This window comes from Microbacterium sp. bgisy207, assembly GCF_965345035.1.
Classification (GTDB): Bacteria; Actinomycetota; Actinomycetes; order Actinomycetales; family Microbacteriaceae; genus Microbacterium.
Genome location: NZ_CBDRMG010000001.1, coordinates 239,090 through 260,464, shown reverse-complemented (window position 1 = coordinate 260,464; position 21,375 = coordinate 239,090). Strand labels below are relative to the sequence as shown.

Genomic DNA, 21,375 nt, shown 5'->3' with positions numbered 1-21,375 from the left:
TCGCAAGGCCCTCAGCGCAGCTGCGCGAAAGCCTCGACTCGGTCGGTGGGGCCGACGATGAGGATGCTGTCGCCATGGGCGAGCACGGTCTCGTTGTCGGCGTTCATCCAGGGCTCGTCACCGTGCTTGAAGGCGGTCACCGTCACACCGTGTTTGCGCCGGAGGGTGGTCTGACCGAGCGGGGTCCCCACCACCAGGTCCGGTGTCGTGATCTTGGCCAGGGAGTACCCCGGCTCGATCTCGAGGTAGTCCTTCGCCGCACCGCGAACGAGGTGCGCGACACGGCGACCCATGTCCTTCTCGGGGTAGATCACATGGTGGACGCCGAGTTGCTCGAGGATCCGACCGTGTTGGTCGTCGACGGCCTTGGCCCAGATGACCGGAACCTTCAACTGGATGAGCAGCGATGCCGTGAGGATCGACGCCTTGAGGTCCTGACCGATCGCGATGACGACGCGGTCGAACTCGTCCACGGCGAGCTGGCGCAGCACCTCCACCTTGGTGGAGTCCGCGCGCACGACCTGCGTGAGCTCGCCGTTGTGCGCCTGGACGAGGTCCTCATCCGTATCGATGCCGAGCACTTCCGTGCCGGCGGCCATGAGCTCCCTGGCCAGGGAGCTGCCGAACCGTCCGAGTCCGATCACTGCGACGGAGTCCGCCTCCGCGATGCGTCGGGAGGAGTCGGCGAAGAGCGCGAACCTAACCAATGGCGGGCCTTTCCTTGGGGAGTTCATAGAGGATGCGGCGCTCACGCAGCGCGAGCGCGGAACCGAGAGTCAGTGGACCGAGGCGACCGAGGAACATCAGAATCACGAGGACGATATCGCCGCCGGGTGGCAGATCGGCGGTGATGCCCGTGCTCAGACCCACCGTCGCGAACGCGGAGATGACCTCGAAGAGGACCTCGTCAAACCCCCGTCCCGTCATGATCATGAGCGTGATGGTGCCGACCATGACCGCCCCTAGCGCGATGAGGACGACCGTGATCGCCTGCCGGTGAACAGCACGCGACAGGCGCTTTCCGAAGACGTTCACCGCTCCCTCGCCCCGCAGCTCGGTCCACATGATGAAGAACAGGACGGCGAAGGTCGTGACCTTGATGCCACCGGCGGTTCCCGCCGGGCCGCCTCCGATGAACATCAGCACGTCCATCCCGAGCCAGGTCTCGTCGTGCATCTGTCCGATGTCGACAGAGTTGAATCCGGCGGTGCGGGTCTGGACCGAGTGGAAGAATCCCATCAACACGCGGGCCGCCGGCGGGTACGTGCCGAAGGTGCGCTCGTTCGACCACTCAAGCAGCGTGATGTAGACGGTGCCGACCACCAGCAGGATGACGGTGCCCCACAGCATGATGCGGGTGTTCATGCTCCAGTGGAGCGGCCTGCGAAACTCCTTGCGCAGCTGCAGCAGCACGGGAAACCCGAGTCCACCGAGGATCACGGCGGCGCAGATCGGCAGCACGATGAACGGATCGGTCGCGAACGGGATGAGGTTGTCGGTGTAGAGCGCGAAGCCGGCGTTGTTGAACGACGAGACGGCGTGGAACAGCGCGTGCCAGGCGGCTTCCCCGATTCCGTACCCGTATCCGAAGAGGAACCTCGCGAAGAGGAAGAGAAAGACGACAGCCTCGATCGCGAGGGACATCAGCACGATTCCGCGGACGAGTCCCTTCACATCCCGCGTCGAGAGCGCACCCGCTTCGGCGGCAGCGGTCATCCGCGCGCGCACGCTGAACCTCCGGGCGATGAGCAAACCGACCATCGACGCGAAGATCATGATCCCCAGACCGCCGAGCTGGATCAGCAGCATGATCACCGCGAGCCCGAACCCGGTCCAGTGGGTCGCCGTGTCGACGACCGTCAGACCGGTCACGCACACCGCCGAGGTTGCCGTGAACAGGGCGTCGATGACATCCGTGCTGCGCCCGTCGACCGTTGAGATCGGCAGGAGCAGCAGGGCAGTACCGGCCAGGACAGCGCAGGCGAATCCGAACACGATCACCTGCGCCGGGTGCGGACGCCACCGGCCACGTCGTCCCGGCGGGGTCACCGCGGAGCGTCCCAACCACCAGCCCGACGCCGCCACGATCGAGAAGCATACGCCGCGCTCAGATCTGACGCGACGGCGTGACCGCGTGCCCGGTCAGGCGCCGGCGGCCAACTCGCGAGATCGGGCCAGCGCCGCATCCGTCGCCCGGCCGAACAGGTCGCTCAGCCCTGCATCCTGGAGCACGGCGATCGCCCGCTCGGTCGTGCCGTTGGGGCTGGTGACCTGCCGTCGCAACTCCTGCGGTGTCTCCCCGGATGCCTCCAGCAGCGCGCTTGCCCCGATGAAGGTCTGCTCCACCAGAAGTCGCGCCTGTTCCGGGGTGAAACCCTTGGCCTCGGCCGCGCGAGAGAGCTCCTCCATGAGCAGGTAGACGTACGCGGGTCCGGAGCCCGAAATCGTGCCGAGCGCGTCGATCTGCTCCTCGTCCAGCTCGACGACGACCCCGACGGTCTCGAAGAGCGCGCGGACCGTTGCCACGTCGTCGGCGCTCGCGCGGCTTCCGGCAGCGAGCCCGGTGACGGCACGGTTGACAAGCGCGGGGGTGTTGGGCATCGAGCGCAGCACGGAAACACTCTCCGGCAGGATCGCCTCGTACGTGGCGGTCGTGACCCCTGCCGCGAGACTCACGACGATCGTCCCCGCGCGCAGTGACGGGGTGATCTCGCGGAGCAGATCGGGAACCATCGCGGGCTTGACTCCCACGAGCACGACATCCGCTTCGGCCGCAGAGGTGCGGTTGCGCTCGGGATGCTCGCCCAGTGCGTAGCTGCGGATGCCCGGGACACCGGCGAGCAGGGCGGCCTTCTCCCGCGACCGATTGGTCGCGATGACGTCGGCAGATCCGGACGCGGCGACCCCCCGCGCAATCGCGCCCCCCATGGATCCTGCTCCGAGGACGGCGACGACGGGAGAGAGCGCGGGGAAGGTCATGGCGACATCCTAGGCGGGCGCATTCTGTCAATATTCACGCTCGGCGTCTCCCCTCCGGCGGCAGGTGCGGGCTATCGTCGGAAGAGGCGGTGCACCGGTCGCACCGCATCCGCCCTGGATCACCCCGGACCCAGCGGCACTCGAGAACCAAGGATCCGCTATGACGCTTTTCGATGGGATCGTCTCCCGCACCATCGATACCCCCCGCCTTGCCGTGAACATCCTGGAGCGCACCGGCGACGATCCGGCGACGCCCGCCGACCGGACTGTCGTGTTCGTCCACGGGAACGTGTCGTCGGCACTGTTCTGGCAGGAGATGATGCAGGACCTGCCGTCGGACCTTCGCGTCATTGCGATCGATCTGCGCGGCTTCGGTGGCAGCGAGAGCCTGCCCGTGGATGCCACGCGCGGCGTCCGGGACTTCAGCGACGACGTGTTCGCGACCATGGAGGCTCTAGGCATCCCGACCGCGCACTTCGTCGGCTGGTCGATGGGGGGCGGCGTCGTCATGCAGTACGCGCTCGACCACCCGGTGCTGAGCCTCACGCTCCAGGCGCCGGTCTCCCCCTACGGCTTCGGCGGGACCCGCCGTGACGGCAGCCGCCTGACCGACGACGACGCCGGCACGGGCGGCGGCGGCGGCAACCCGGACTTCGTCGAGCGGCTCAACGCCGGTGACACGAGTGATGAGGCACAGACATCACCACGCAGCGTCTTCCGCTCCGGCTATGTCGCACCCGGCTACAGCAGCGAGCACGAGGATGTGTGGGTGCAGTCAATGCTGACGACCTCCACCGCATCCGGCAACTACCCCGGCGACGGTGTTCCCAGCGAGAACTGGCCGGGCTTCGCCGCGGGGACCGTCGGGGTGCTCAACACCATGGCCCCGAAGTACTTCAACACCTCGTCGATTGTGGACCTCGAGCCGAAGCCGCCGATCCTGTGGGTCCACGGCACCGCCGACGCGATCGTGTCGGACACGTCGTTCTATGACCTGAACTACCTCGGACAGATCGGGGTCGTGCCCGGGTGGCCTGGGGAAGACGTCGCCCCCGCGCAACAGATGGTGTCCCAGACGCGGGATGTGCTCGAGGCATACGCCGCCGCGGGAGGTCACGTCGAGGAGTTGAGCCTCGAGGGCGTCGGACACTCGCCGCATCTCGAGCGCCCAGCCGATGTCCGCGCGGCGCTGTTGAAGGTCATCGGGTACGTCGGTCAGCCGCCCACGTCGCTGCCGGCCACCGAGACGATCATCCTCCGCTCCGCCGACTGATCTGTCTCCGCCCTGTCACGCGGCGGGCATAGAATCGCGCGCATGAGCGCATCGGGCGGCAACCGCGCGATCATCGCGGCGTTCCTCGCCAACATGGGGATCGCGTTGTCGAAGTTCGCCGCGTGGTTCTTCTCGGGGTCGGCCGCAATGCTCGCCGAGGCCATCCACTCGGTCGCCGACTCGGGAAACCAACTTCTCCTGTTGCTGGGCGGGCGCCAATCGCGCCGAGCGGCGGACGCGGAACACCCGTTCGGCTACGGCCGCGAGCGCTATGTGTACGCGTTCGTGGTGTCCATCATCCTGTTCTCGGTCGGCGGCCTGTTCTCGATCTACGAGGGCGTGGACAAGCTGACGCACCCCCACGAACTCGAGAACGTCTGGCTCCCGGTGACCGTGCTGCTGATCGCCGTCGTCCTGGAGTCGTACTCGCTGCGCACGGCCATCCACGAGAGCAACCTCGTGCGGACGAAGGGCCAATCCTGGGTCTCGTTCGTCCGCCACGCGAAGGCGCCGGAACTGCCGGTCGTGCTGCTCGAGGACGTCGCAGCGCTGACCGGGCTCGTGTTCGCGCTGTTCGGCGTGGGAATGTCGTGGCTGACCGGCAATCCTGTCTTCGACGCGATCGGAACGCTCATGATCGGCACCCTGCTGATCCTCGTGGCCCTCACGCTCGGGATCGAGACGAAGAGCCTGCTGGTCGGTGAGGGGGCGACGCGGGCTGACCGGGACCACATCGTCGCGGCGATCGAGAACAGCGGCAGCATTGAGCGACTCATCCACCTCAAGACGCTCTACCTCGGACCCGACGAGCTCATGGTCGCCGGCAAGCTCGGATTCGCGCCCGACAAGACGCTCCGCGAGGTCGCCGCCGACATCGACGTCATCGAGGCGCGGGTTCGCGAAGCGGTCCCGATCGCTCGCGTCATCTACTTCGAACCCGACATCTACCACGCACCCGGGGAACCGCGAACGGATGCCGGAGCCCACGACGCCACCGTGACCGACCGCACGAGCACGCATCCCTGAGAGAGACCGGCATGGAGTACTGCATCTTCACCGAACCCCAGCAGGGGTTCTCGTACGCGCAGCAGGTGGCAAGCGCCCAGCTGACCGAGCGGCACGGATTCGACGGCTGGTTCCGATCGGATCACTATCTCGCGATGGGCGACGGTGACCCGCTTCCAGGACCGACGGATGCCTGGACGACGCTGGCAGGACTCGCGCGGGAGACCGAGCGCGTGCGCCTGGGCACTCTCGTATCGCCGGTCACCTTCCGTCACCCCGGTGTCCTCGCGATCCAGGTCGCGCAGGTGGATGAGATGTCGAACGGCCGCGCCGAGCTCGGACTCGGCGCAGGCTGGTTCGCGCAGGAGCACAGCGCATACGGCATCCCGTTCCCGTCACGACGCTTCGGTCTGCTCGAAGAGCAGCTCGCCATCGTGACCGGACTCTGGCAGACGCCGGTGGGGTCGACCTTCGACTTCGACGGCGCCCACTACCGACTGGAGCGCTCGCCGGCACTCCCCAAGCCGATTCAGTCGCCGGTTCCGGTGATCGTCGGCGGTGCGGGCCCCGCGCGAACGCCGGCGCTGGCCGCGCTGTTTGCGACGGAGTTCAATATCGGGTTCCAGCACGAAGACCGCATTGCGGAGAGCTTCGCGCGCGTGCGGGCCGCATGTGAGCAGATCGACCGCGATCCGGACTCCCTCAGGCTGTCGGTGGCGCTGCCGACCGTCGTTGCGCACGACGATGTCCTGCTGGATCGCCGCCTGGCCGCGATCGGCCGCGAGAGGTCGAGCGTGGAGGGTGAGGCGATGTTCCTCGGCGGGCGCGAGCAGATCGCCGCGAAGGTCGAACGCCTGGCCTCGCTCGGAGCCTCACGGATCTACTTCCAGCAGATGGATCTGACCGATCTCGAGCAACTGGACGAGCTGGGCACCGAGATCCTGCCGCACCTGCCTCGCTAGCCCTCGTCCCGGGCCGGATCAGCCGTCGCGCCGAGCGGCGAAGAAGTCCCGCAGCACGGATGCCGCGGCATCCGCCTCGACTCCGGCGATCACCTCGGCGCGCACCGGCAACCGGCGGTCGCGCACGACGTCATACTGCGATCCCGCCGCTCCCGCCTTCTCATCCCAGGCCCCGAACACGAGACGAGACACATGGGCCTGAAGGAGCGCTCCGGCGCACATCAGGCACGGCTCGAGTGTCACCACGAGTGTGCATCCCTTGAGATTCCAGGAGCCTGTCGCCCGCGCCGCCTCCCGCAGCGCCACCACCTCTGCGTGAGCGGTGGGATCGGTCGTCTGCGCGCGGGCGTTCCGCCCCTCTCCGATGATGCGGCCGGCAGTATCCGTGACAACGGCCCCGACCGGGACCTCGCCGGCGGCGGCGGCGTCTCGCGCGAGCTCGAGGGCACGGCCCATCGCCGCACGGTCGGCGTCGGCGTGGGTCACGTCACGAGCCTAGGACTACTCTGAGGCGTATGCGCTTGCACGTCGCCGACCATCCGCTCATCACGCACAAGCTCACGGTCCTCCGGGACGAGCGCACGAGTTCGCCCGTGTTCCGCCAGTTGACCGAGGAACTCGTGACGCTGCTGGCGTACGAGGCCACACGAAGTGTGCGGGTGTCGCAGATCGAGATCCGTACTCCGGTCACCACGACGACCGGCGTCAAGATCAGCGAGCCGCGCCCGATCGTAGTTCCCATTCTGCGGGCCGGACTAGGCATGCTCGAGGGAATGGTCAAGCTCCTGCCGACTGCGGAGGTCGGCTTTCTCGGCATGGTCCGCAACGAGGAGACCCTCGAGCCGACGACCTACGCGGAACGTCTGCCGTCAGATCTGAGCGATCGACAGTGCTTCGTGCTGGATCCGATGCTCGCAACGGGCGGCTCGCTGGGGATGGCGATCGACTTCCTGTTCGATCGCGGTGCGCAAGACGTCACCGCGATCTGCCTCCTGGGGGCGCCGGAGGGAGTCGCCGCGATCGAGGAACTGGTCGGCGATCGCGACGTGACTCTCGTTCTCGGCGCCGTCGACGAGCGCCTGAACGAGCGTGGGTACATCGTCCCCGGGCTCGGTGACGCCGGCGACCGCCTCTACGGGACGGTCTGACCCGGCTCTGGCGAGGTTCGCTAGAGCCACTTCCGTGAGCGGAAGATCGCGTACAACCCGCCCGCAAACGCCAGCATCGCCCCGATCGCCATCGGGTAGCCCCACGGCCAGTGGAGTTCCGGCATGTAGTCGAAGTTCATCCCGTAGATCCCCGCGATGAGACTGGGCGCGAAGATGATCGCCGCCCACCCCGAGATCTTCTTGACCTGTTCGTCCTGCCGAATCGAGACCTCGGTGTGGTGACGGGCGACGAGAGCCGAGTGCACCGTGAGGGCTTTGTCGAGCAGAGCCTGGGACGCCTGCACGCGCTCGCTGACGCGGGTCACGTTGTCGAGCACGTCACGCATGTGCCTGCGGAGTTCGAGATCGACGTCGAACTTCTCGTAGGCGCGGCGCAGCCACTCGATCATCCCGAGGAGGGGATGGACCGCGCGTCCGAACGCCGCGGCCTCGCCGTAGAGCTCGTAGATGCGACGCGACAGCATGTCGTCGTTGCCCTCACCGAACAGTTGGTCCTCGATCTCGTCGACGTCGTTCTCGATGCCCTCGATCACGGGCTCGTACTCGTCCACGACGCGATCGAGCACGGCGTAGAGCACCGCTTCCGAGCCCAGCCGCAGGAGCTCTGGGGAGTGCTCGAGACGCTGCCTGACTGCGGCGAGGTCCGGCGATTCGGCCAGGCGGATGCTGATCACGAACCCGTGACCCACGAACAGGTGGACTTCGCCGAACTCCACTCGCTCCCGGACGTCGTCGTAGCGTGCCGGACGGAGCACGACGAACAGGGTGCGGTCGTACCGCTCGACCTTCGCACGCTGGTGGCCGGTGGAGCCGTCTTCGACCGCGAGCGGATGCAGGTCGAACTCGCGCGAGACGGAGTCCCACTCCTCGGGAGTCGGCCGGTACAGGCCGATCCACGCGAAGCCGTGGAGTTCCTGGCGCAGCCGGTACGCCTCCTCCAGTGAGGCGGGGCTCTCGACGCGGACCCCGTCGACGTAGATGGCGCTGTCGATCACTGGCATGGTGCACTCCCGAAGTCCGAGACGTGTGTGCGTCTCGGCCGGATCCTAGCCGACGCCGGTATCGCCGCCGGGAACGACAGCGGCTGCGCCGGCCACGGCCGCGCCCCTCCCCGCCGTGGGCGTGACATCGCCCGGCACCGCGCCGACGAGTCGGGCGAACCCGCTGAGGCGAGCGACCCCCTCCGGCGTGCGCGGCAGGTCATCGAGCAGACCCGGCGAATACACGAGATAGGCCGTATGCATCGCGCGCGAGATCGCGACGTTGAGGCGGTTGCGCAGCAGCAGGAACTCCAGGCCGCGGGGAGCGTCTCGCCCCGAGGATGCTGCGAGCGAGACGATCGCGACGGCAGCTTCCTGCCCCTGGAAGCGATCGACGGTCCCCACCGGGATCTCGGGGAAGCCCGCGGCCGCGAGCGCGCGCTCGACGAGCACCTGCTGCGCGTTGTAGGGCGTCACGACGATGATGTCGGTGTCGCGCAGCGGCCGGGGCGCGCACACGAGTGCTCGGTCATCGTCGTCGACCTCGACATCCGTCCACGACCGGCCGATGAGGTCGCGCACGATCGCGACGACGGTCTCGGCCTCCTCCGGTGACTGCGTGGCGCGGCCGCGATGCCGCACCGGGACGGGTCGGACCCCGGGCGCGATCCCCTCGATGCGACGCAGCGCCGTGCTGGGGTGTGCCCGCAGAGCTCCCCGGTACGAGAGCCCGGACACGGGATCGGTCACGGCGGGGTGCATTCGCCGAGTCGCGGCGAGGAAACGGCCGAAGCTCGGGGGGATGACATCCTCGCCGTCCATCACCCACCCCAGCGCTGAGGTGTCCACCGGCTCCGGATGCGTGCCCTGACTGACCTGCGGAAGCTGCTGCGGGTCACCGATCAGCAGCAGCCGCGGGGAGGCGACCGAGACCGCGATCGTGGACGCCAGCGAGAACTGACCCGCTTCGTCGATGACGAGGAGGTCGAGGCTTCCGCGCGGCACTCGTCCTTCGTGGCTGAAGTCCCACGCGGTACCGCCCACGACGAACCCACCCTGGGCGTTCTCCGCGGCGAACGCCGGGATGCCGTTCTTGGGGATCACGGTGAACGGGGCATCGGCGTCGGCATCCTTCGGCGCCTTCGCGACGCGAGAAGCGGGGACCCCGGCGGCGATCACGCGCGCCAGCATGTGCTCGACGACCGCGTGCGATTGGGCCACGACCCCCACGCGGAAGCCGTAGCCGGACACGAGTCGCTCGATGACGTGCGATCCGACGTAGGTCTTGCCGGTGCCGGGCGGACCCTGCACCGACAGGGCACTGTGATCGAGCCGCCGCACCGCATCGACGAGGACAGCCACGTCGTCGCTCGCGGCGCTCGGATCGGCGGGGACGGACGCGGCGGCGCTGCCGACGGCATCGGCTACGAAGCGTGCGGGGAGGCGGCGCAGGATGTCGGATGCCGGGTCCCGAGGGAAACCGGGGGAGGCATCGATGACCGCCGCAGCCCACGCATCGATCGCCGTCTGCTGGTTCGCTGCTCGAGGCGGCGCGGCGGGCGTCAACGCGATCGGCAGGTCCTGCCACGTCAGTCCCTCGACCGCGCGTTCCTCGATGACGACGCCGTCCTCGAGCTCCTCGATGACGCTCACCCGGTGGTCGGCGTGGATCCACCGCGGGGAAGCCTCGAAGGGGAACGGAGCCGGAAGCTCGTAGATCGCGAACGGTTCGGCGCCGGGCCGCAGGCGCGTACCCGGCGCGAGCTCGCCCCGCACCTCGATGATGCGCCGGTCCGAGCGCGATCCCTCGGGCCGGTGCCAGTCCTCGCGGACGCGGGATCGCCCGGGGTCGATCGCGACCACATCCCGTGTGTCCTCCCACAGCGACATCGGCTCGCGCAGCCGGAGGTAGTGGGTGGCCCAGAACGACTTGGCCTCTCTCGGGTAGTAGTCGATCGCCGCGGCGGCAAGGCGCAGCGCCTGAGCGTCGGCCTCGGACGTCGTCTCGCCGGCCAGGCGCAGGAGCGTCGTCGCCTGCGGCGAGGGCTCGTAGCCCGTCTCGCTGGGCTCGGGGTTGGCGGCGGGACGCCGACCCGTCTCCCGCGCGCGATCGACCAGCCAGTCGCGCAGCCGCCGGGTCGAGACGCAGTCATAGCGGTTGTACTCGGCGATGTCGTCGAGGATGAGACCGGCCGCATCCGTGTCGCCGTCTTCCGCAAGGGCGCGCGCCTCGACATAGCGCACGATCGAATCATCCCCGCGCTGCACATCGCTCGTGCGCACCTCGGCCCCCATGTACAGGGGTTCCAGCTTCTTGATCGAATACGATCGCGAACCCACGCGCAGAGCGCGCCGAACGACGGGGTAGAGATCGACGAAGACGCCATCCCGCAGGAGCCGGTCGACCTCGGCCTCACGCACGCCGTAGCGGGCAGCCATGTGCAGCAGGTGCGTCGGCTCATAGGGCGCGTAGTGGTAGATATGCATGTCGGGATGCGCACGCCGGCGCAGCGCGACCATGTCGAGGAAGGCCTCGAGCGCGGCCCGTTCCTCATCGAACGAGTGGGCCCACAGGGCGCTGTACTGCTCTCGGTCATCCACCCAGCCGAACAGGTAGTCCAGACCCCAGGAGATCGTCTGCTCGCGGCCGGACGGGTCGCGATCGCCGGACTCCGTGTAGAGGGGGTCGCCCTCGAAATCGAAGAAGAGGTCGCCGTGGTCGGGCCGCGGCAGCGCCGCCAGGGCGGCGGGCGCGACCACTTCGTACGGAGGGGGCGCGGGGATGTGAGCGACGGGGTCACCGCCGTCTGCGGCACCGGGTCCCGGGCGCTCCCCGACCGCGCCTGCGGGCGCAGCGAAGGCTCCGACGCCGGCGGGAGTCTGCAGCTGCAGCCGAGCCTGCGTCCGCAGCATCGCGAACGTGTCGGGGTTCATCCCCGAGGGTGCCGCGTCAGCCGCAGCAAGCTCGTCGATCGTGCGGATGCCCGCGGCGTGCATGCGCTCTCGCTGCACGGGACGGATGCCGGCGACCAGAAGCAGATCCCGCGTCGCGACGACCTCGAGTTCGCATGTGGGGCACCGTCCGCAGGCGACGACACCCAGCTCGCCGCGGGGATCGTCCCACGCGATCGGGACGGATGCCGCCTGCCGGTCGGCCAGCAAGGCGCGCAGGCGGTCGCGGCGGAGCGCATAGACAGGAGCGAGATCGTCGACCCGGTGCGTACTGGTGGTCCCGTCACCGAGCAGCAGCTGTACCTCATCCGCCCGCGGCACCCCGAGCTTGTCGAGGCGGTCGACGTATGCCGCAAGCTGCATGAGGGCCGTGACCCGGGCGTGGCGCGCAAGTTTCGTGTCCTGCACGACCCAGCGCCCGTCCGACCCGCGCAGGAGGAAGTCGGCAAAGCCGACGAACTCGTCGTCGGCGAACGTCGCCTGGTAGATGACGGCCGCGCGGTCTGAGCGCAGGGCCTCGTTCGTCAGCGAAACGGCGCGCGCGAGCGCGTCTGCATCCGACGAGGAGGTTTCGGGGATCTCGACGACGGCGGCACCGAATCGCTCCCGGTACGCGGCGAGTGTGCGGCGTTCGTGCACACCGCCGAGCCGACCGGCCCGCTCCAGGGTGAGGTCGATCGGATCCTCGACGGGATCGATCCGGCCGAGTTTCGCGTCGACGGCCCGAACCCAGGCGAACTCGCACTCGGCTGCTGCCTTGAGGTCGCTCGCGCTCCAGACGAATCGACGCTCCTGCTCGATGTATCGCATGATGCCTTTCCGCCTCCGACGATAGTCGGGGCATCCGACACCCTCGATGACGCCCGCACGCCGAGGGACGCGAGGTGCGAGACTGGGACGGTGAGCACGACATTGCCGTTCGAGAGCGCGTACCGCCATGGCTTCGCGCGGGTGGCGGCGTGCACGATTCCGGTCGCGATCGCCGACCCCGTCACGAACGCCGAGGCGGTCCTCACCGCCGCGCGCGCCTGTGATGAGGATGCCGTGGCCGTCGCGGTCTTTCCGGAACTGTGCTTGTCGGGATACGCGATCGATGACCTGGTGATGCAGGACGCGCTGCTGGACGGGGTCGTGACCGCGATCGAACGCCTCGTGGCGGCATCCGTGGATCTGTTCCCCGTGCTCGTGGTCGGCGCACCGTTGCAGCACCGCAACCGCCTCTACAACTGCGCCGTGGTGATCCATCGCGGCGAGATCCTCGGCGTCGTGCCCAAGGCGTACCTGCCGACGTACCGCGAGTTCTACGAGCGACGCTGGTACGCCCCCGGCCAGGAGTGGTCGGGCGAGGCAATACGGATCGGCGCTCACGAGACCGTCATCGGCACCAACCTTCTCTTCGATGCTCGAGACGTCGATGGTCTGGTGCTGCACGTCGAGGTCTGCGAAGACGTCTGGGTCCCCGTCCCCCCGTCCTCGCGGGCGGCGCTGGCGGGCGCGACGGTGCTCGCGAACCTGTCCGGCAGCCCCATCACGATCGCCCGCGCGGACGACCGGCGCACCCTCGTGCAGTCCCAGTCGCTGCGGTGCCTGAGCGCCTACGTGTATGCGGCGGCGGGAGTGGGCGAATCATCGAACGACGTCTCGTGGGACGGCCAGACGATGATCTATGAAGCCGGGACTCTGCTGGCCGAAACCGAGCGCTTCCCCGACGGCCCGCGCCGCAGCGTCGCCGATGTCGACCTCGACCGGCTGCGTCAGGATCGCATCCGTCAGGGAACCTTCGACGACAACCGTGGCACGCTCCCGCGCGACGAGTTCCTCACCGTCGAGTTCATCCTCGATCCGCCGGCAGCGGATGTCGGGCTTCGTCGTCACCTCGATCGCTTCCCGTTCGTCCCCGATGACCCCGCCCGCCTCGCGCAGGACTGCTACGAGGCGTTCAACATCCAGGTCGAGGGTCTCGTCCAGCGGATGCGAGCGATCGGCGACCCGAAGCCCGTCATCGGCGTCAGCGGCGGGCTGGACTCGACCCACGCCCTGCTGGTCGTCGCGCGCGCGATGGACCGCATGGGGCGTCCGCGTTCCGACATCCTCGCCTACACGCTCCCCGGCTTCGCGACCAGCGACCACACCAAGTCCAACGCGATCGCGCTCGCGGCGGCCATCGGCGCCTCGGTCGAGACGATCGACATCCGCCCCACAGCGACCGAGATCCTCCGCGGCATCGGGCACGCGTTCAGCCAGGGCGAGCCCGTCTACGACGTCACCTTCGAGAACGTGCAGGCGGGTGCGCGCACCGATCTGCTGTTCCGTCTCGCGAACCAGAACGGCGGGATCGTCATCGGTACCTCCGACATGTCGGAGCTCGCGCTGGGCTGGGCGACCTACGGCGTCGGTGACCAGATGAGTCACTATGCGGTGAATGCGGGAGTCCCGAAGACCCTCATTCAGCACCTGATCCGGTGGGTCATCTCTCACGACGAGGCGCAGGGCGCCGCCGCTCTCAGCGCCGAGGCGACTGCCGTGCTGCAGTCGGTGCTCGACACCGAGATCAGCCCGGAGCTGGTCCCCGCCGGCGAGGACGGCAAGATCCAGTCGACGCAAGACCGCATCGGTCCCTACGCGCTGCATGACTTCACGCTCTTCCACGTGCTGCGGTACGGAATCCGGCCCTCGAAGATCGCCTTCCTCGCCGAACGGGCGTGGCGCGATCCGGATGCCGGGCAGTGGCCGCCCGGGTTCCCGCTCGATGAGCGCTTCGCCTACGATCGCGACGCTGTCGTCCGCTGGTTGCGGGTCTTCCTGCAGCGGTTCTTCGGCTTCGCGCAGTTCAAGCGCTCGGCGATCCCGAACGGGCCCAAGGTCTCGCCGGCCGGGTCGCTGTCCCCGCGCGGGGACTGGCGCGCTCCCTCCGACGGCAATGCCCGAGCCTGGCTCGCAGAGTTGGATGCCGCGCTCAGTCCGGCATCCGACGCCTGACGTCACCTCACACGGGAGTGCGGGCGTCTTCGGCGTCGGCGAAGGCGAGGGTGATCACGAAGCCGTCGCGAGAGAGATCGGCGATCGTGTACTGCGCTTTGCGGTCGGGGATCCAGCCGCGCACCCGGGTCGCGTCGAGCTTGACGACATCCGGAACCACCCGGGCCCCTCGACCGTCGGCTTCTCGGACGGCCTGCACGCGCGTCCAGTGGTCGATGAGGTTCAGGATGTTGCTCTCGTCGAACAGGTGGGAGTGACGCTGCATCTCATGGATCGTCGAGTCGTCGGGGTGCAGGTCGCGGATGTCGAGTCCGATCGTGTAGGGCTGATCGGTGAGAGCGACCACCGTCGCCGCCCGGAAGCTGGCATTGCGGATCTGGAACGACAGCTCTTGACCGTCGACGCTCGCGAACAGCTGCGTGTGGAAGCCGAACTGGGCGGGCGCCTCGCGCTCGACACGAACGTCCTTCGGGTCGATCTTGAGTCTCGTGGCGACCAGCTCCCTCGCGAGCACCCGCTTGCGATCGTGTTCGCTCATCGACGGGTCCCACCCCAACCTCGCGTCGATTCCGGCGGGGGTTTCCAGCAGCACAGACTTCACTCGCGTCCTCCTGTCGTCGCCTCCATCCTCCCGCGTACGAGCAGCAGGGGCCAGCCGAGTCCGCCAGGCAAAATGGAGCCATGAGACTCCTCGTCGCAGCGCTCGAGCGCGAACTCGTCGCCTTCCCCGCCGAACTACCGGGGTTCGAGCGCCTCGTGACCGGTCCGGGCAAGCTTCAGGCCACCCACGCTCTCACCCGAGCGCTCGAACGCACGAGGTACGAAGAGATCGTCGTCGTCGGCACCGCGGGCGCGATCCACGAGGATGTCGAGGCCACGGTCCACGACGTGACATCCGCGATCCAACACGACGTCACCGACCTCGATCACGTCGTCGGACAGCACGTGTCTCTTCCCGCCGTGCTCACCTTGGGCCAGGACGGCCACACCATCGCGACGGGCGACCACTTCATCGATGACGCCGAGGTCGCCGCCGGCATCCAGGCCCTCGGCGCATCCCTTGTCGACATGGAGGTATACGCGTACGTGTGGGTCGCACAGCAGTACGACGTGCCGATCCGCGTCCTCAAGGCGGTGTCCGATCGCGCCCGAGACGGGGCACTGGCGGACTGGGGCGAGTCAACGGATGCGTGCAGCGCCCTGCTCCGGGAACGGATCCGCAACGACTACGGGTTGTAGGTCCCGAGCCGCCGACGTCATCCTCGGCGCCGTGGTCGGCCTCAGCGCCAACGCCAGCGGTCAGGTCGGGCCGGCGCGCAACTGCTCGTCCTCGGACGCCTCTTCACGCGCCGCGGCCCGCCGACGAGACATATCGACGATCGAGACGATGAACGCCAGCGCGATGAACACCGCGACGGAGGACATTCCGATGAGGTACGCGTCGTGGTACACGACGAGCGAGTCGCGCGTGCCGGTTTCCCGGTAGATCGTGGCGTAGAAGAGCGCGAGCGCCACCGCGGTACCGACAGCTGTGCCGATCCGCTGGCCGAGCTGCCCGACAGAACCGGCCAGACCCCCCTCCCTCACCGGAACATCCGCGAGAGCGAGCGTCTGGTTCGGGGAGAGCACGAGACCGCCGCCGAGGCCCCCGAGGATCATGACAGCTCCCATGATCCAGGGCGTCGCCGCGGGTGAGGCGAAGACCGCCACCAGGACCAGGCCCCCGGCCGCGACGAGCACCATGATGAGCCCGCCGACCACGAGCGGTCGGCCGACGCGGCTCACGAGATTGCCGCCCACCCACGAGGCGATCGCGCTCGGGATGGCGAAGCCGATCGTGACCATCCCGGCGAAGACCGGCTCGAGCTCCAGTCCGGTCTGCAGATACAGCGTCGTCAGCAGGAAAAGTGCGGGCAGCGCAGCGAAGTACGACGTCGCGAGCAGGGTGCCGTTGCGGTAGGACCCGATGCGAAACAGCGAGAACGGGATCAGGGGCGCGTTTCCCCGGGCAGCGTACCGCCGTTCCCAGGCGACGAACAGGCCCGCGAACAGGAGGAACACGGTCAGCAGCCACCACCGGCGCGGGTCGTCATCGGGCGACCCGGTCGTGAACAGGAAGGGCCACATCAATGCGAGCACGGTGATCCCGAACAGGATCACGCCGACGGGGTCGAGCGCGACCCGCCGCCCGGTGTGGACGCGCGTGGTCGGCAAGACCCACACCGCGGCGGCGATGGCGGCGATGCCCAGCGGAACGTTCATCCAGAAGATCCAGCGCCAACCGTCATCCGGCCCGCCTAGAGCGATCATAAGTCCGCCCAGTGTCGGGCCGAAGGCTGTCGCGAGCCCGATCGTCGCGCCGAACAGGCCGAACGCGCGCCCCCGCTCGGCGCCTTGGAAGATCTGCTGGATCAGTCCGAGAACCTGGGGCATCTGGATGCCGGCAGCAACCCCCTGCAGCAACCGGCAGACCATGAGGACGATGATGTTCGGGGCCAGCGCGCACGCGAGGCTCGAGAGCGTGAAGAGGACGAGGCCCACCAGGAACAGCGCTCGCCGTGAGCGCTGGTCGCCCAGGCGCCCCATGGGCACCAGGAAGAGGCCGAAGGTGAGCACGTAGCCCGAAACGATCAGCTGGAGTTCGGTCGACCCCGCACCCAGAGCCTGTTCGATCGACGGCAGCGCGACGTTGACTTTCGAGAGGTCCAGGATCGTGATGGCTGCTACGGCGGCCGCCACCCCGAACGCCCGCCACCGGGCGGGATTGGTGAGCGCGATGTCGGTGGTTCGGGGATGTGATGTCGTCCCGGAATCCGCACCCATCCTGCCAGCGTATGCCCCCCGACCGGCGACGGGCTCCGATCGAGACGCGTCTGGTCAGAGCAGGTGGGGCACCGCCTCGGTGATCACGCTCGGGCCGTAGGGGGTCGCTTCGACCAGGATGCCGATCGGAAGCTGTTCCTTCATTGCCTCGACGTGGCTGATGACGCCGATCGTGCGGCCGCCCGAGCGCAGCTCGTCGAGGGTTCGCAGGGCGAGATCGAGCGTCTCGGCATCCAGTGATCCGAACCCCTCGTCGATGAAGAGCGTGTCCAGACGGATGCCGCCGGACCGGCTCGTGACGACCTCCGCGAGTCCCAGCGCGAGGGCAAGGGACGCGAGGAACGTCTCACCCCCGGACAGCGACTGCGGAGGGCGGGTACGGCCGGTGTACGCGTCGTGGATGTGGAGCCCGAGCCCGGAGGCGGCATTGCGACGCGCCAGGGCGTCGGTGTGTTCCAAGCGATAGCGGCCGTCCGACATATCGGAAAGACGAAGGTTGGCCGCTGCCACGATCTCTTCGAGCTCGGCCGCCAGGACGAACGTCTCGAGCGTCATCCGCATCGTGTTGGGGGCACGCCCAGCGAGGGTGTCCGCCAGACGCACGAGCGTCCGGTGGCGTTCGCGGCGCACCTCGCCGTCCCGGTCGAGAGCCTCGACGGCTGCCCGCAGGTCGCCGAAACGCGCGACGCGTTCGCGAACCGTCGCGAGCTCGGCCACCGCGCGTTGCCACGCCTCGCGGGCCTGCGCCGCCGAGTGCAGTGACGCGTCGATGTCGACGAGCTCTTCCGGCGCGTCGGCAAGGTGAAGTTCGAGCTCGAGGAGCCGCTCCTTCGCGATCCTCATCGCGGCGTCGTGGTCGGTCAGTCGTGCGGCGAGCGCCTCGAACTGAGCCGGCGACAGCAATGCGGCACGCGCGGACTCGGCATCCGGGAACGTGGATCCCGCCACTGCCTCGTCGAGGGCGCGGTCGGCCTCGCGAACTCGATCGAGGGCCACCGCGTGGGCGCGACGTGCGTCAGCGATCTGCTGGGCGGCGTGGCGGCGCGCATGCGCGTCGGCGATTCGGGCCTCGACGGTGGGGAACGTTCCTCGAGCAGCCGCGACAGCGTGCTCGGCCTGCTCGATGCGCCCCGAGACCACCGCGTGCGCGGTGTCGAGGTCAACGATGCGGGCTGATGCATGGTCGATCTCCCGCTGCAGATCCGCCTCGCGCGCATCGAGCTCCGTACGGCGACGACGGGCATCGCTCAGGGCGTGCGCGGCCTCTTCGGCCGCCTGGAGCCGGGCGCGCGCGTCGCGCTCCCTCTCCACCAGCTCGTCGACGGTTCCCCGCGCCCGGCCCCGGGCAGCCTCGACGCGCGATGCGACGTCCGCGTGGCGGGCAGCGGCTTCTCGGTCGGATTCGAGGGCTCGATCGCGGGCGGCCTCCGCCTCGGCCAGCGCCGCATCCGTGACCGGGTCGTGCTCGCTCGGGGCGGGCGCGGGATGATCCACCGAGCCGCACACGGGGCAGGGCTCGTCGTCATCGAGCTCTGCGGCAAGCTCCGCGGCGAACCCCGCCAGGCGCCGCCGCATGAGCAGTCCCCACGCTGCTACCGCATCCTCGACCCCGCGCGATGCCGCCAGGCGATCAGCGGTCACCTGGGCGAGCTCTTGCGCTGATGCATCGGCCTCGCGCGCGGCCGTGAGCCGGGCTGCCACGTCGTCGCTCTCGGTGCGTGCCGCCTCGAGCATCGCGGCCGCGATGGACAGCCGCTCGATCTGCTCGCCCAGACGCGTCAACTCATCCTGTGCGTCGACGCGGTGATCGTGCATCGCGGCCAACGCCGCCCGCAACGCCTGTCTTTCGCTCGCGACCCGGTCGGCCTCGTCACGGTCAGCCGCCAGTCCCCGCTCGACGGTCTGCACGTCCTGCCACCGCGCGATCTCGCCAGTGAGGTGCTGTGCAAGTGAGACGAGGGCATCGACATCGAGTCCCGTGTCCAGATCGGCAGGGGCATCCGCAACGGCGGTCGTCTCGACACTGCCGGCCGAGTCGGCATCGGCATGGGCCCGGCGAGCCTGCTCCACCGGCGCGCGCAGGTGTTCGGCGGCCCTGGCCTGCTCGAGGCGCGCGCGATCGGGCGCCAGCGCGTCGGATTCGAGCTCCAGAGCCGCGAGACGTTCGCGTGCGCTCGTGCGGTGCTGCTGCTGTTCGCGCACGGCCCGCAGGCGGGCATGCTCGGCTTCGGCGGCAGCCAGCGCCGCGTCGGCGCGGTCGACAGCTTCCTCGCGGGTCTGCAGGTCATAGGCGGCGCGCGCCGCCATCCGTTCGAGATCGATCGGCGTCTCTTCGGGAAGCCACCCCGAGTCGCGTCCGAGGGTCTCGAGCTCACGACGAAGGCGCTCGAGATGCTCGGCATCCCGCTCCTGCTCACGCTCGGACTCTCGCCGACGCTCGTCGAGACGCTTCTCGTAGTCCTCGTAGATCTGCGTTCCGAACAACGTCCGCAGCACCCGCTGCCGGTCGGCGTTTCCTGCCAGCAGGAACTGCGAGAACCTGTTCTGCGCGAGCAGGATCACCTGCAGGAACTGCTGGTGGGAAAGACCGACCACGTCGTCGATGGCGTGACCCACGTCTCGCGGGCCCGCCGCGTAGCCGACCCAGTGCTCTGCACCGCTTCCATCCGGGGCAGCGACCCCCTCCAGCCGCTCCAGCAACGCATCCGCCGCGACGACGGTCATGCCCGTGCCGCGGCGCTTGGGGCGCTCGTAGTCCGGCGAACGGGTGATGCGCCATCGATCGGCTCCCGCCGTGAACTCCATGGTCACCCGCGTCGGGTCGTCCGGGCCGCAGTGATCGCTGCGCAGCCGGCGCTCGGCTCCGTCGTAGCGGGGGACCGTCCCGTAGAGGGCGAAGCAGATCGCGTCGAGGATGCTGGACTTGCCCGCACCCGTCCGGCCCGCGATCACGAACACACCGGACGGAGCCAGAGCATCGAAATCGACCTGCTGCGCCTCGCGGAACGGACCGAAGCCTTCGATCTGTACCCGGTGGATCCTCACGCGAGGGCCTCCGCGACGGTGCGATCCTCCAGCAGCTGCGCGATCAACGATGACTCGGCATCGGTTGCGCCCTCACCCTCGCGGACGTGCGAGAGGAAGGCGTCGATGAGGTCGGCATCCGTTCGTGCGGCGCGCACACGACGGGCGTACGTCTTTCCATCGTGATCGAGCTGCCGTCGCGGCGCATGGACGATCGACGCGCAGAACGGGAAGCGCTCCTGCAGCCGGCGCAACGGGTCGCGCTGCGGCGTGGCATCCGTGTACTCGGCGCGCACCCACGCGGCCGCGGCGTGCTCGTGTTCGGCGGCGGAGCACAGCTCATCGAGCGTCCCCCGGATCGTGACGAGGCGGCGCGGAATCGGCAGATCGAGCCAGGCTGCCGAGACCTCACCGGATGCCGAGATATCGACAAGCCACGAGCCGCGGGGCTTGTCGGCCTCGCCAAAGCTGTAGTGCAGGGGCGCGCCGGCGTAGCGGACCGAGGGCGCGAGCTGCTGGCGCCCGTGGATGTGCCCGAGAGCGACATAGTCGATGCCGTCGAACTCGGCGAGGGGGACGACATCGAGTCCGCCCTGCTGGATGTCTCGCTCGAGGCCGGGAGTGGGATCGACGCCCGCGGTGAAACAGTGCGACACGACGATCGACCGGCCGCCCCGCGTAGCGAGGTCTGCACGGATGAGCCGCATCGCATGGGCGATCGCGTCGTGCTGCGTGCGCAGCGGCTCCCCGGGCCACACCCGTCGCAGCAGCGCCGGTTCGAGGAAGGGGATGCCGTAGACGTGGACGGGTCCATCCGCGTCGGCCAGCGTGACCGGGGCATTCAGGCGGGCAGGATCGGTGAGGACGTGGATACCCTCGCGCAGGAGAGCGGACTGGAACCCCAGCCGGGCCGCCGAATCGTGGTTGCCGCTGGTCACAACGACGGTGGCTCCGGCGCCGGCCAGTGCGGAGAGAGTATCGGTGAGGAGCGTGTAGCACTCAGCGGGTGGCGTGGAGGAGTCAAAGACGTCGCCCGCGACGATGACGAGATCGACAGCGTTCTCCCGTACCTGGCCGACGAGTGCGGCGAGCACCTCGCGCAGCGCGGGCAGCGTCGAGTGGCCGTGAAACGACCTCCCGATGTGCCAGTCGGAGGTGTGCAGGATGCGCATATTCACACGCTACGGCGCGCCTCCGACATCCGTTCCAAGACTCACGGGGATGCGGCT

At 68.8% G+C, this 21,375-nt stretch carries 16 protein-coding genes; 6 read left to right on the top strand and 10 right to left on the bottom strand.

Translation table 11 applies throughout. From position 1 onward, the window contains the following. Nucleotides 1-11: 11 nt before the first annotated feature. Genes ACSGC5_RS01195 through proC form a run of 3 tightly spaced genes read right to left on the bottom strand, consistent with a single transcriptional unit; the run spans nucleotide 12 to nucleotide 2,979 of the window. Nucleotides 12-707 (bottom strand): potassium channel family protein, encoded by a 696-nt coding sequence (locus ACSGC5_RS01195; protein ID WP_434968803.1) that lies wholly within the window; start codon nucleotides 705-707, stop codon nucleotides 12-14. Further along, entirely contained in the window at nucleotides 700-2,085 is a 1,386-nt protein-coding gene (locus tag ACSGC5_RS01190) for a TrkH family potassium uptake protein (RefSeq protein WP_434968802.1), read from the bottom strand. Before ACSGC5_RS01190 ends, ACSGC5_RS01195 begins: the two co-directional genes overlap by 8 nt. Before the next feature lie 57 nt (nucleotides 2,086-2,142). Then, nucleotides 2,143-2,979: a pyrroline-5-carboxylate reductase gene (proC, locus tag ACSGC5_RS01185; protein ID WP_434968801.1), complete on the bottom strand. Its 837-nt coding sequence runs from the start codon at nucleotides 2,977-2,979 to the stop codon at nucleotides 2,143-2,145. Nucleotides 2,980-3,139: 160 nt separating this feature from the next. On the opposite strand from proC, the gene ACSGC5_RS01180 reads away from it, so the two are divergent. Genes ACSGC5_RS01180 through ACSGC5_RS01170 form a run of 3 tightly spaced genes read left to right on the top strand, consistent with a single transcriptional unit; the run spans nucleotide 3,140 to nucleotide 6,219 of the window. After that, nucleotides 3,140-4,252, top strand: coding sequence for an alpha/beta fold hydrolase (locus ACSGC5_RS01180; RefSeq protein WP_434968800.1), 1,113 nt, complete (start codon nucleotides 3,140-3,142; stop codon nucleotides 4,250-4,252). Nucleotides 4,253-4,294: 42 nt separating this feature from the next. Next, nucleotides 4,295-5,278 (top strand): cation diffusion facilitator family transporter, encoded by a 984-nt coding sequence (locus ACSGC5_RS01175; protein ID WP_434968799.1) that lies wholly within the window; start codon nucleotides 4,295-4,297, stop codon nucleotides 5,276-5,278. A gap of 11 nt (nucleotides 5,279-5,289) precedes the next feature. After that, nucleotides 5,290-6,219, top strand: coding sequence for an LLM class F420-dependent oxidoreductase (locus ACSGC5_RS01170; protein ID WP_434968798.1), 930 nt, complete (start codon nucleotides 5,290-5,292; stop codon nucleotides 6,217-6,219). Nucleotides 6,220-6,237: 18 nt separating this feature from the next. Here the strand turns inward: ACSGC5_RS01170 and ACSGC5_RS01165 are convergent, their stop codons facing one another. After that, nucleotides 6,238-6,675, bottom strand: a complete 438-nt coding sequence (locus tag ACSGC5_RS01165) for a nucleoside deaminase (protein WP_434968861.1) — start codon at nucleotides 6,673-6,675, stop codon at nucleotides 6,238-6,240. Nucleotides 6,676-6,734: 59 nt separating this feature from the next. Between ACSGC5_RS01165 and upp the strand changes: the two genes are divergently transcribed. Beyond that, nucleotides 6,735-7,367 (top strand): uracil phosphoribosyltransferase, encoded by a 633-nt coding sequence (upp, locus tag ACSGC5_RS01160; protein ID WP_434968797.1) that lies wholly within the window; start codon nucleotides 6,735-6,737, stop codon nucleotides 7,365-7,367. Nucleotides 7,368-7,387: 20 nt separating this feature from the next. Here the strand turns inward: upp and ACSGC5_RS01155 are convergent, their stop codons facing one another. Next, entirely contained in the window at nucleotides 7,388-8,389 is a 1,002-nt protein-coding gene (locus ACSGC5_RS01155) for a magnesium and cobalt transport protein CorA (protein WP_434968796.1), read from the bottom strand. Between the two features lie 45 nt (nucleotides 8,390-8,434). Beyond that, the gene (locus ACSGC5_RS01150) at nucleotides 8,435-12,130 is read right to left on the bottom strand and encodes a TM0106 family RecB-like putative nuclease (RefSeq protein WP_434968795.1); all 3,696 of its coding nucleotides are present in this window, start codon (nucleotides 12,128-12,130) and stop codon (nucleotides 8,435-8,437) included. Between the two features lie 90 nt (nucleotides 12,131-12,220). Between ACSGC5_RS01150 and ACSGC5_RS01145 the strand changes: the two genes are divergently transcribed. Continuing rightward, complete coding sequence (locus tag ACSGC5_RS01145; protein WP_434968794.1) at nucleotides 12,221-14,299, top strand: NAD(+) synthase; 2,079 nt, start codon at nucleotides 12,221-12,223, stop codon at nucleotides 14,297-14,299. Between the two features lie 7 nt (nucleotides 14,300-14,306). On the opposite strand, the gene ACSGC5_RS01140 is transcribed toward ACSGC5_RS01145, so the two are convergent. Further along, a complete protein-coding gene (locus ACSGC5_RS01140; protein ID WP_434968793.1) occupies nucleotides 14,307-14,900 on the bottom strand; it encodes a hypothetical protein in 594 nt (197 codons plus the stop codon). A gap of 80 nt (nucleotides 14,901-14,980) precedes the next feature. On the opposite strand from ACSGC5_RS01140, the gene ACSGC5_RS01135 reads away from it, so the two are divergent. Beyond that, complete coding sequence (locus ACSGC5_RS01135) at nucleotides 14,981-15,538, top strand: nucleoside phosphorylase (protein WP_434968792.1); 558 nt, start codon at nucleotides 14,981-14,983, stop codon at nucleotides 15,536-15,538. Nucleotides 15,539-15,598: 60 nt separating this feature from the next. Here ACSGC5_RS01135 and ACSGC5_RS01130 read toward each other — a convergent pair whose 3' ends face one another. Genes ACSGC5_RS01130 through ACSGC5_RS01120 form a run of 3 tightly spaced genes read right to left on the bottom strand, consistent with a single transcriptional unit; the run spans nucleotide 15,599 to nucleotide 21,318 of the window. Further along, a complete protein-coding gene (locus tag ACSGC5_RS01130) occupies nucleotides 15,599-17,122 on the bottom strand; it encodes an MFS transporter (RefSeq protein ID WP_434968791.1) in 1,524 nt (507 codons plus the stop codon). Nucleotides 17,123-17,176: 54 nt separating this feature from the next. Further along, a complete protein-coding gene (locus ACSGC5_RS01125; RefSeq protein WP_434968790.1) occupies nucleotides 17,177-20,167 on the bottom strand; it encodes an AAA family ATPase in 2,991 nt (996 codons plus the stop codon). Further along, the gene (locus tag ACSGC5_RS01120; RefSeq protein ID WP_434968789.1) at nucleotides 20,164-21,318 is read right to left on the bottom strand and encodes an exonuclease SbcCD subunit D; all 1,155 of its coding nucleotides are present in this window, start codon (nucleotides 21,316-21,318) and stop codon (nucleotides 20,164-20,166) included. The genes ACSGC5_RS01125 and ACSGC5_RS01120 overlap by 4 nt, the downstream gene beginning before the upstream one ends. Nucleotides 21,319-21,375 lie beyond the last annotated feature (57 nt).

Coding starts and splice junctions, on each gene's coding strand:
- ACSGC5_RS01130 (WP_434968791.1), bottom strand. CDS start 17,122: ATGGGTGCGGATTCCGGGACGACATCACATCCCCGAACCACCGACATC.
- ACSGC5_RS01170 (WP_434968798.1), top strand. CDS start 5,290: ATGGAGTACTGCATCTTCACCGAACCCCAGCAGGGGTTCTCGTACGCG.
- ACSGC5_RS01120 (WP_434968789.1), bottom strand. CDS start 21,318: ATGCGCATCCTGCACACCTCCGACTGGCACATCGGGAGGTCGTTTCAC.
- ACSGC5_RS01175 (WP_434968799.1), top strand. CDS start 4,295: ATGAGCGCATCGGGCGGCAACCGCGCGATCATCGCGGCGTTCCTCGCC.
- proC (WP_434968801.1), bottom strand. CDS start 2,979: ATGACCTTCCCCGCGCTCTCTCCCGTCGTCGCCGTCCTCGGAGCAGGA.
- ACSGC5_RS01180 (WP_434968800.1), top strand. CDS start 3,140: ATGACGCTTTTCGATGGGATCGTCTCCCGCACCATCGATACCCCCCGC.
- ACSGC5_RS01155 (WP_434968796.1), bottom strand. CDS start 8,389: ATGCCAGTGATCGACAGCGCCATCTACGTCGACGGGGTCCGCGTCGAG.
- upp (WP_434968797.1), top strand. CDS start 6,735: ATGCGCTTGCACGTCGCCGACCATCCGCTCATCACGCACAAGCTCACG.
- ACSGC5_RS01165 (WP_434968861.1), bottom strand. CDS start 6,675: ATGGGCCGTGCCCTCGAGCTCGCGCGAGACGCCGCCGCCGCCGGCGAG.
- ACSGC5_RS01150 (WP_434968795.1), bottom strand. CDS start 12,130: ATGCGATACATCGAGCAGGAGCGTCGATTCGTCTGGAGCGCGAGCGAC.
- ACSGC5_RS01135 (WP_434968792.1), top strand. CDS start 14,981: ATGAGACTCCTCGTCGCAGCGCTCGAGCGCGAACTCGTCGCCTTCCCC.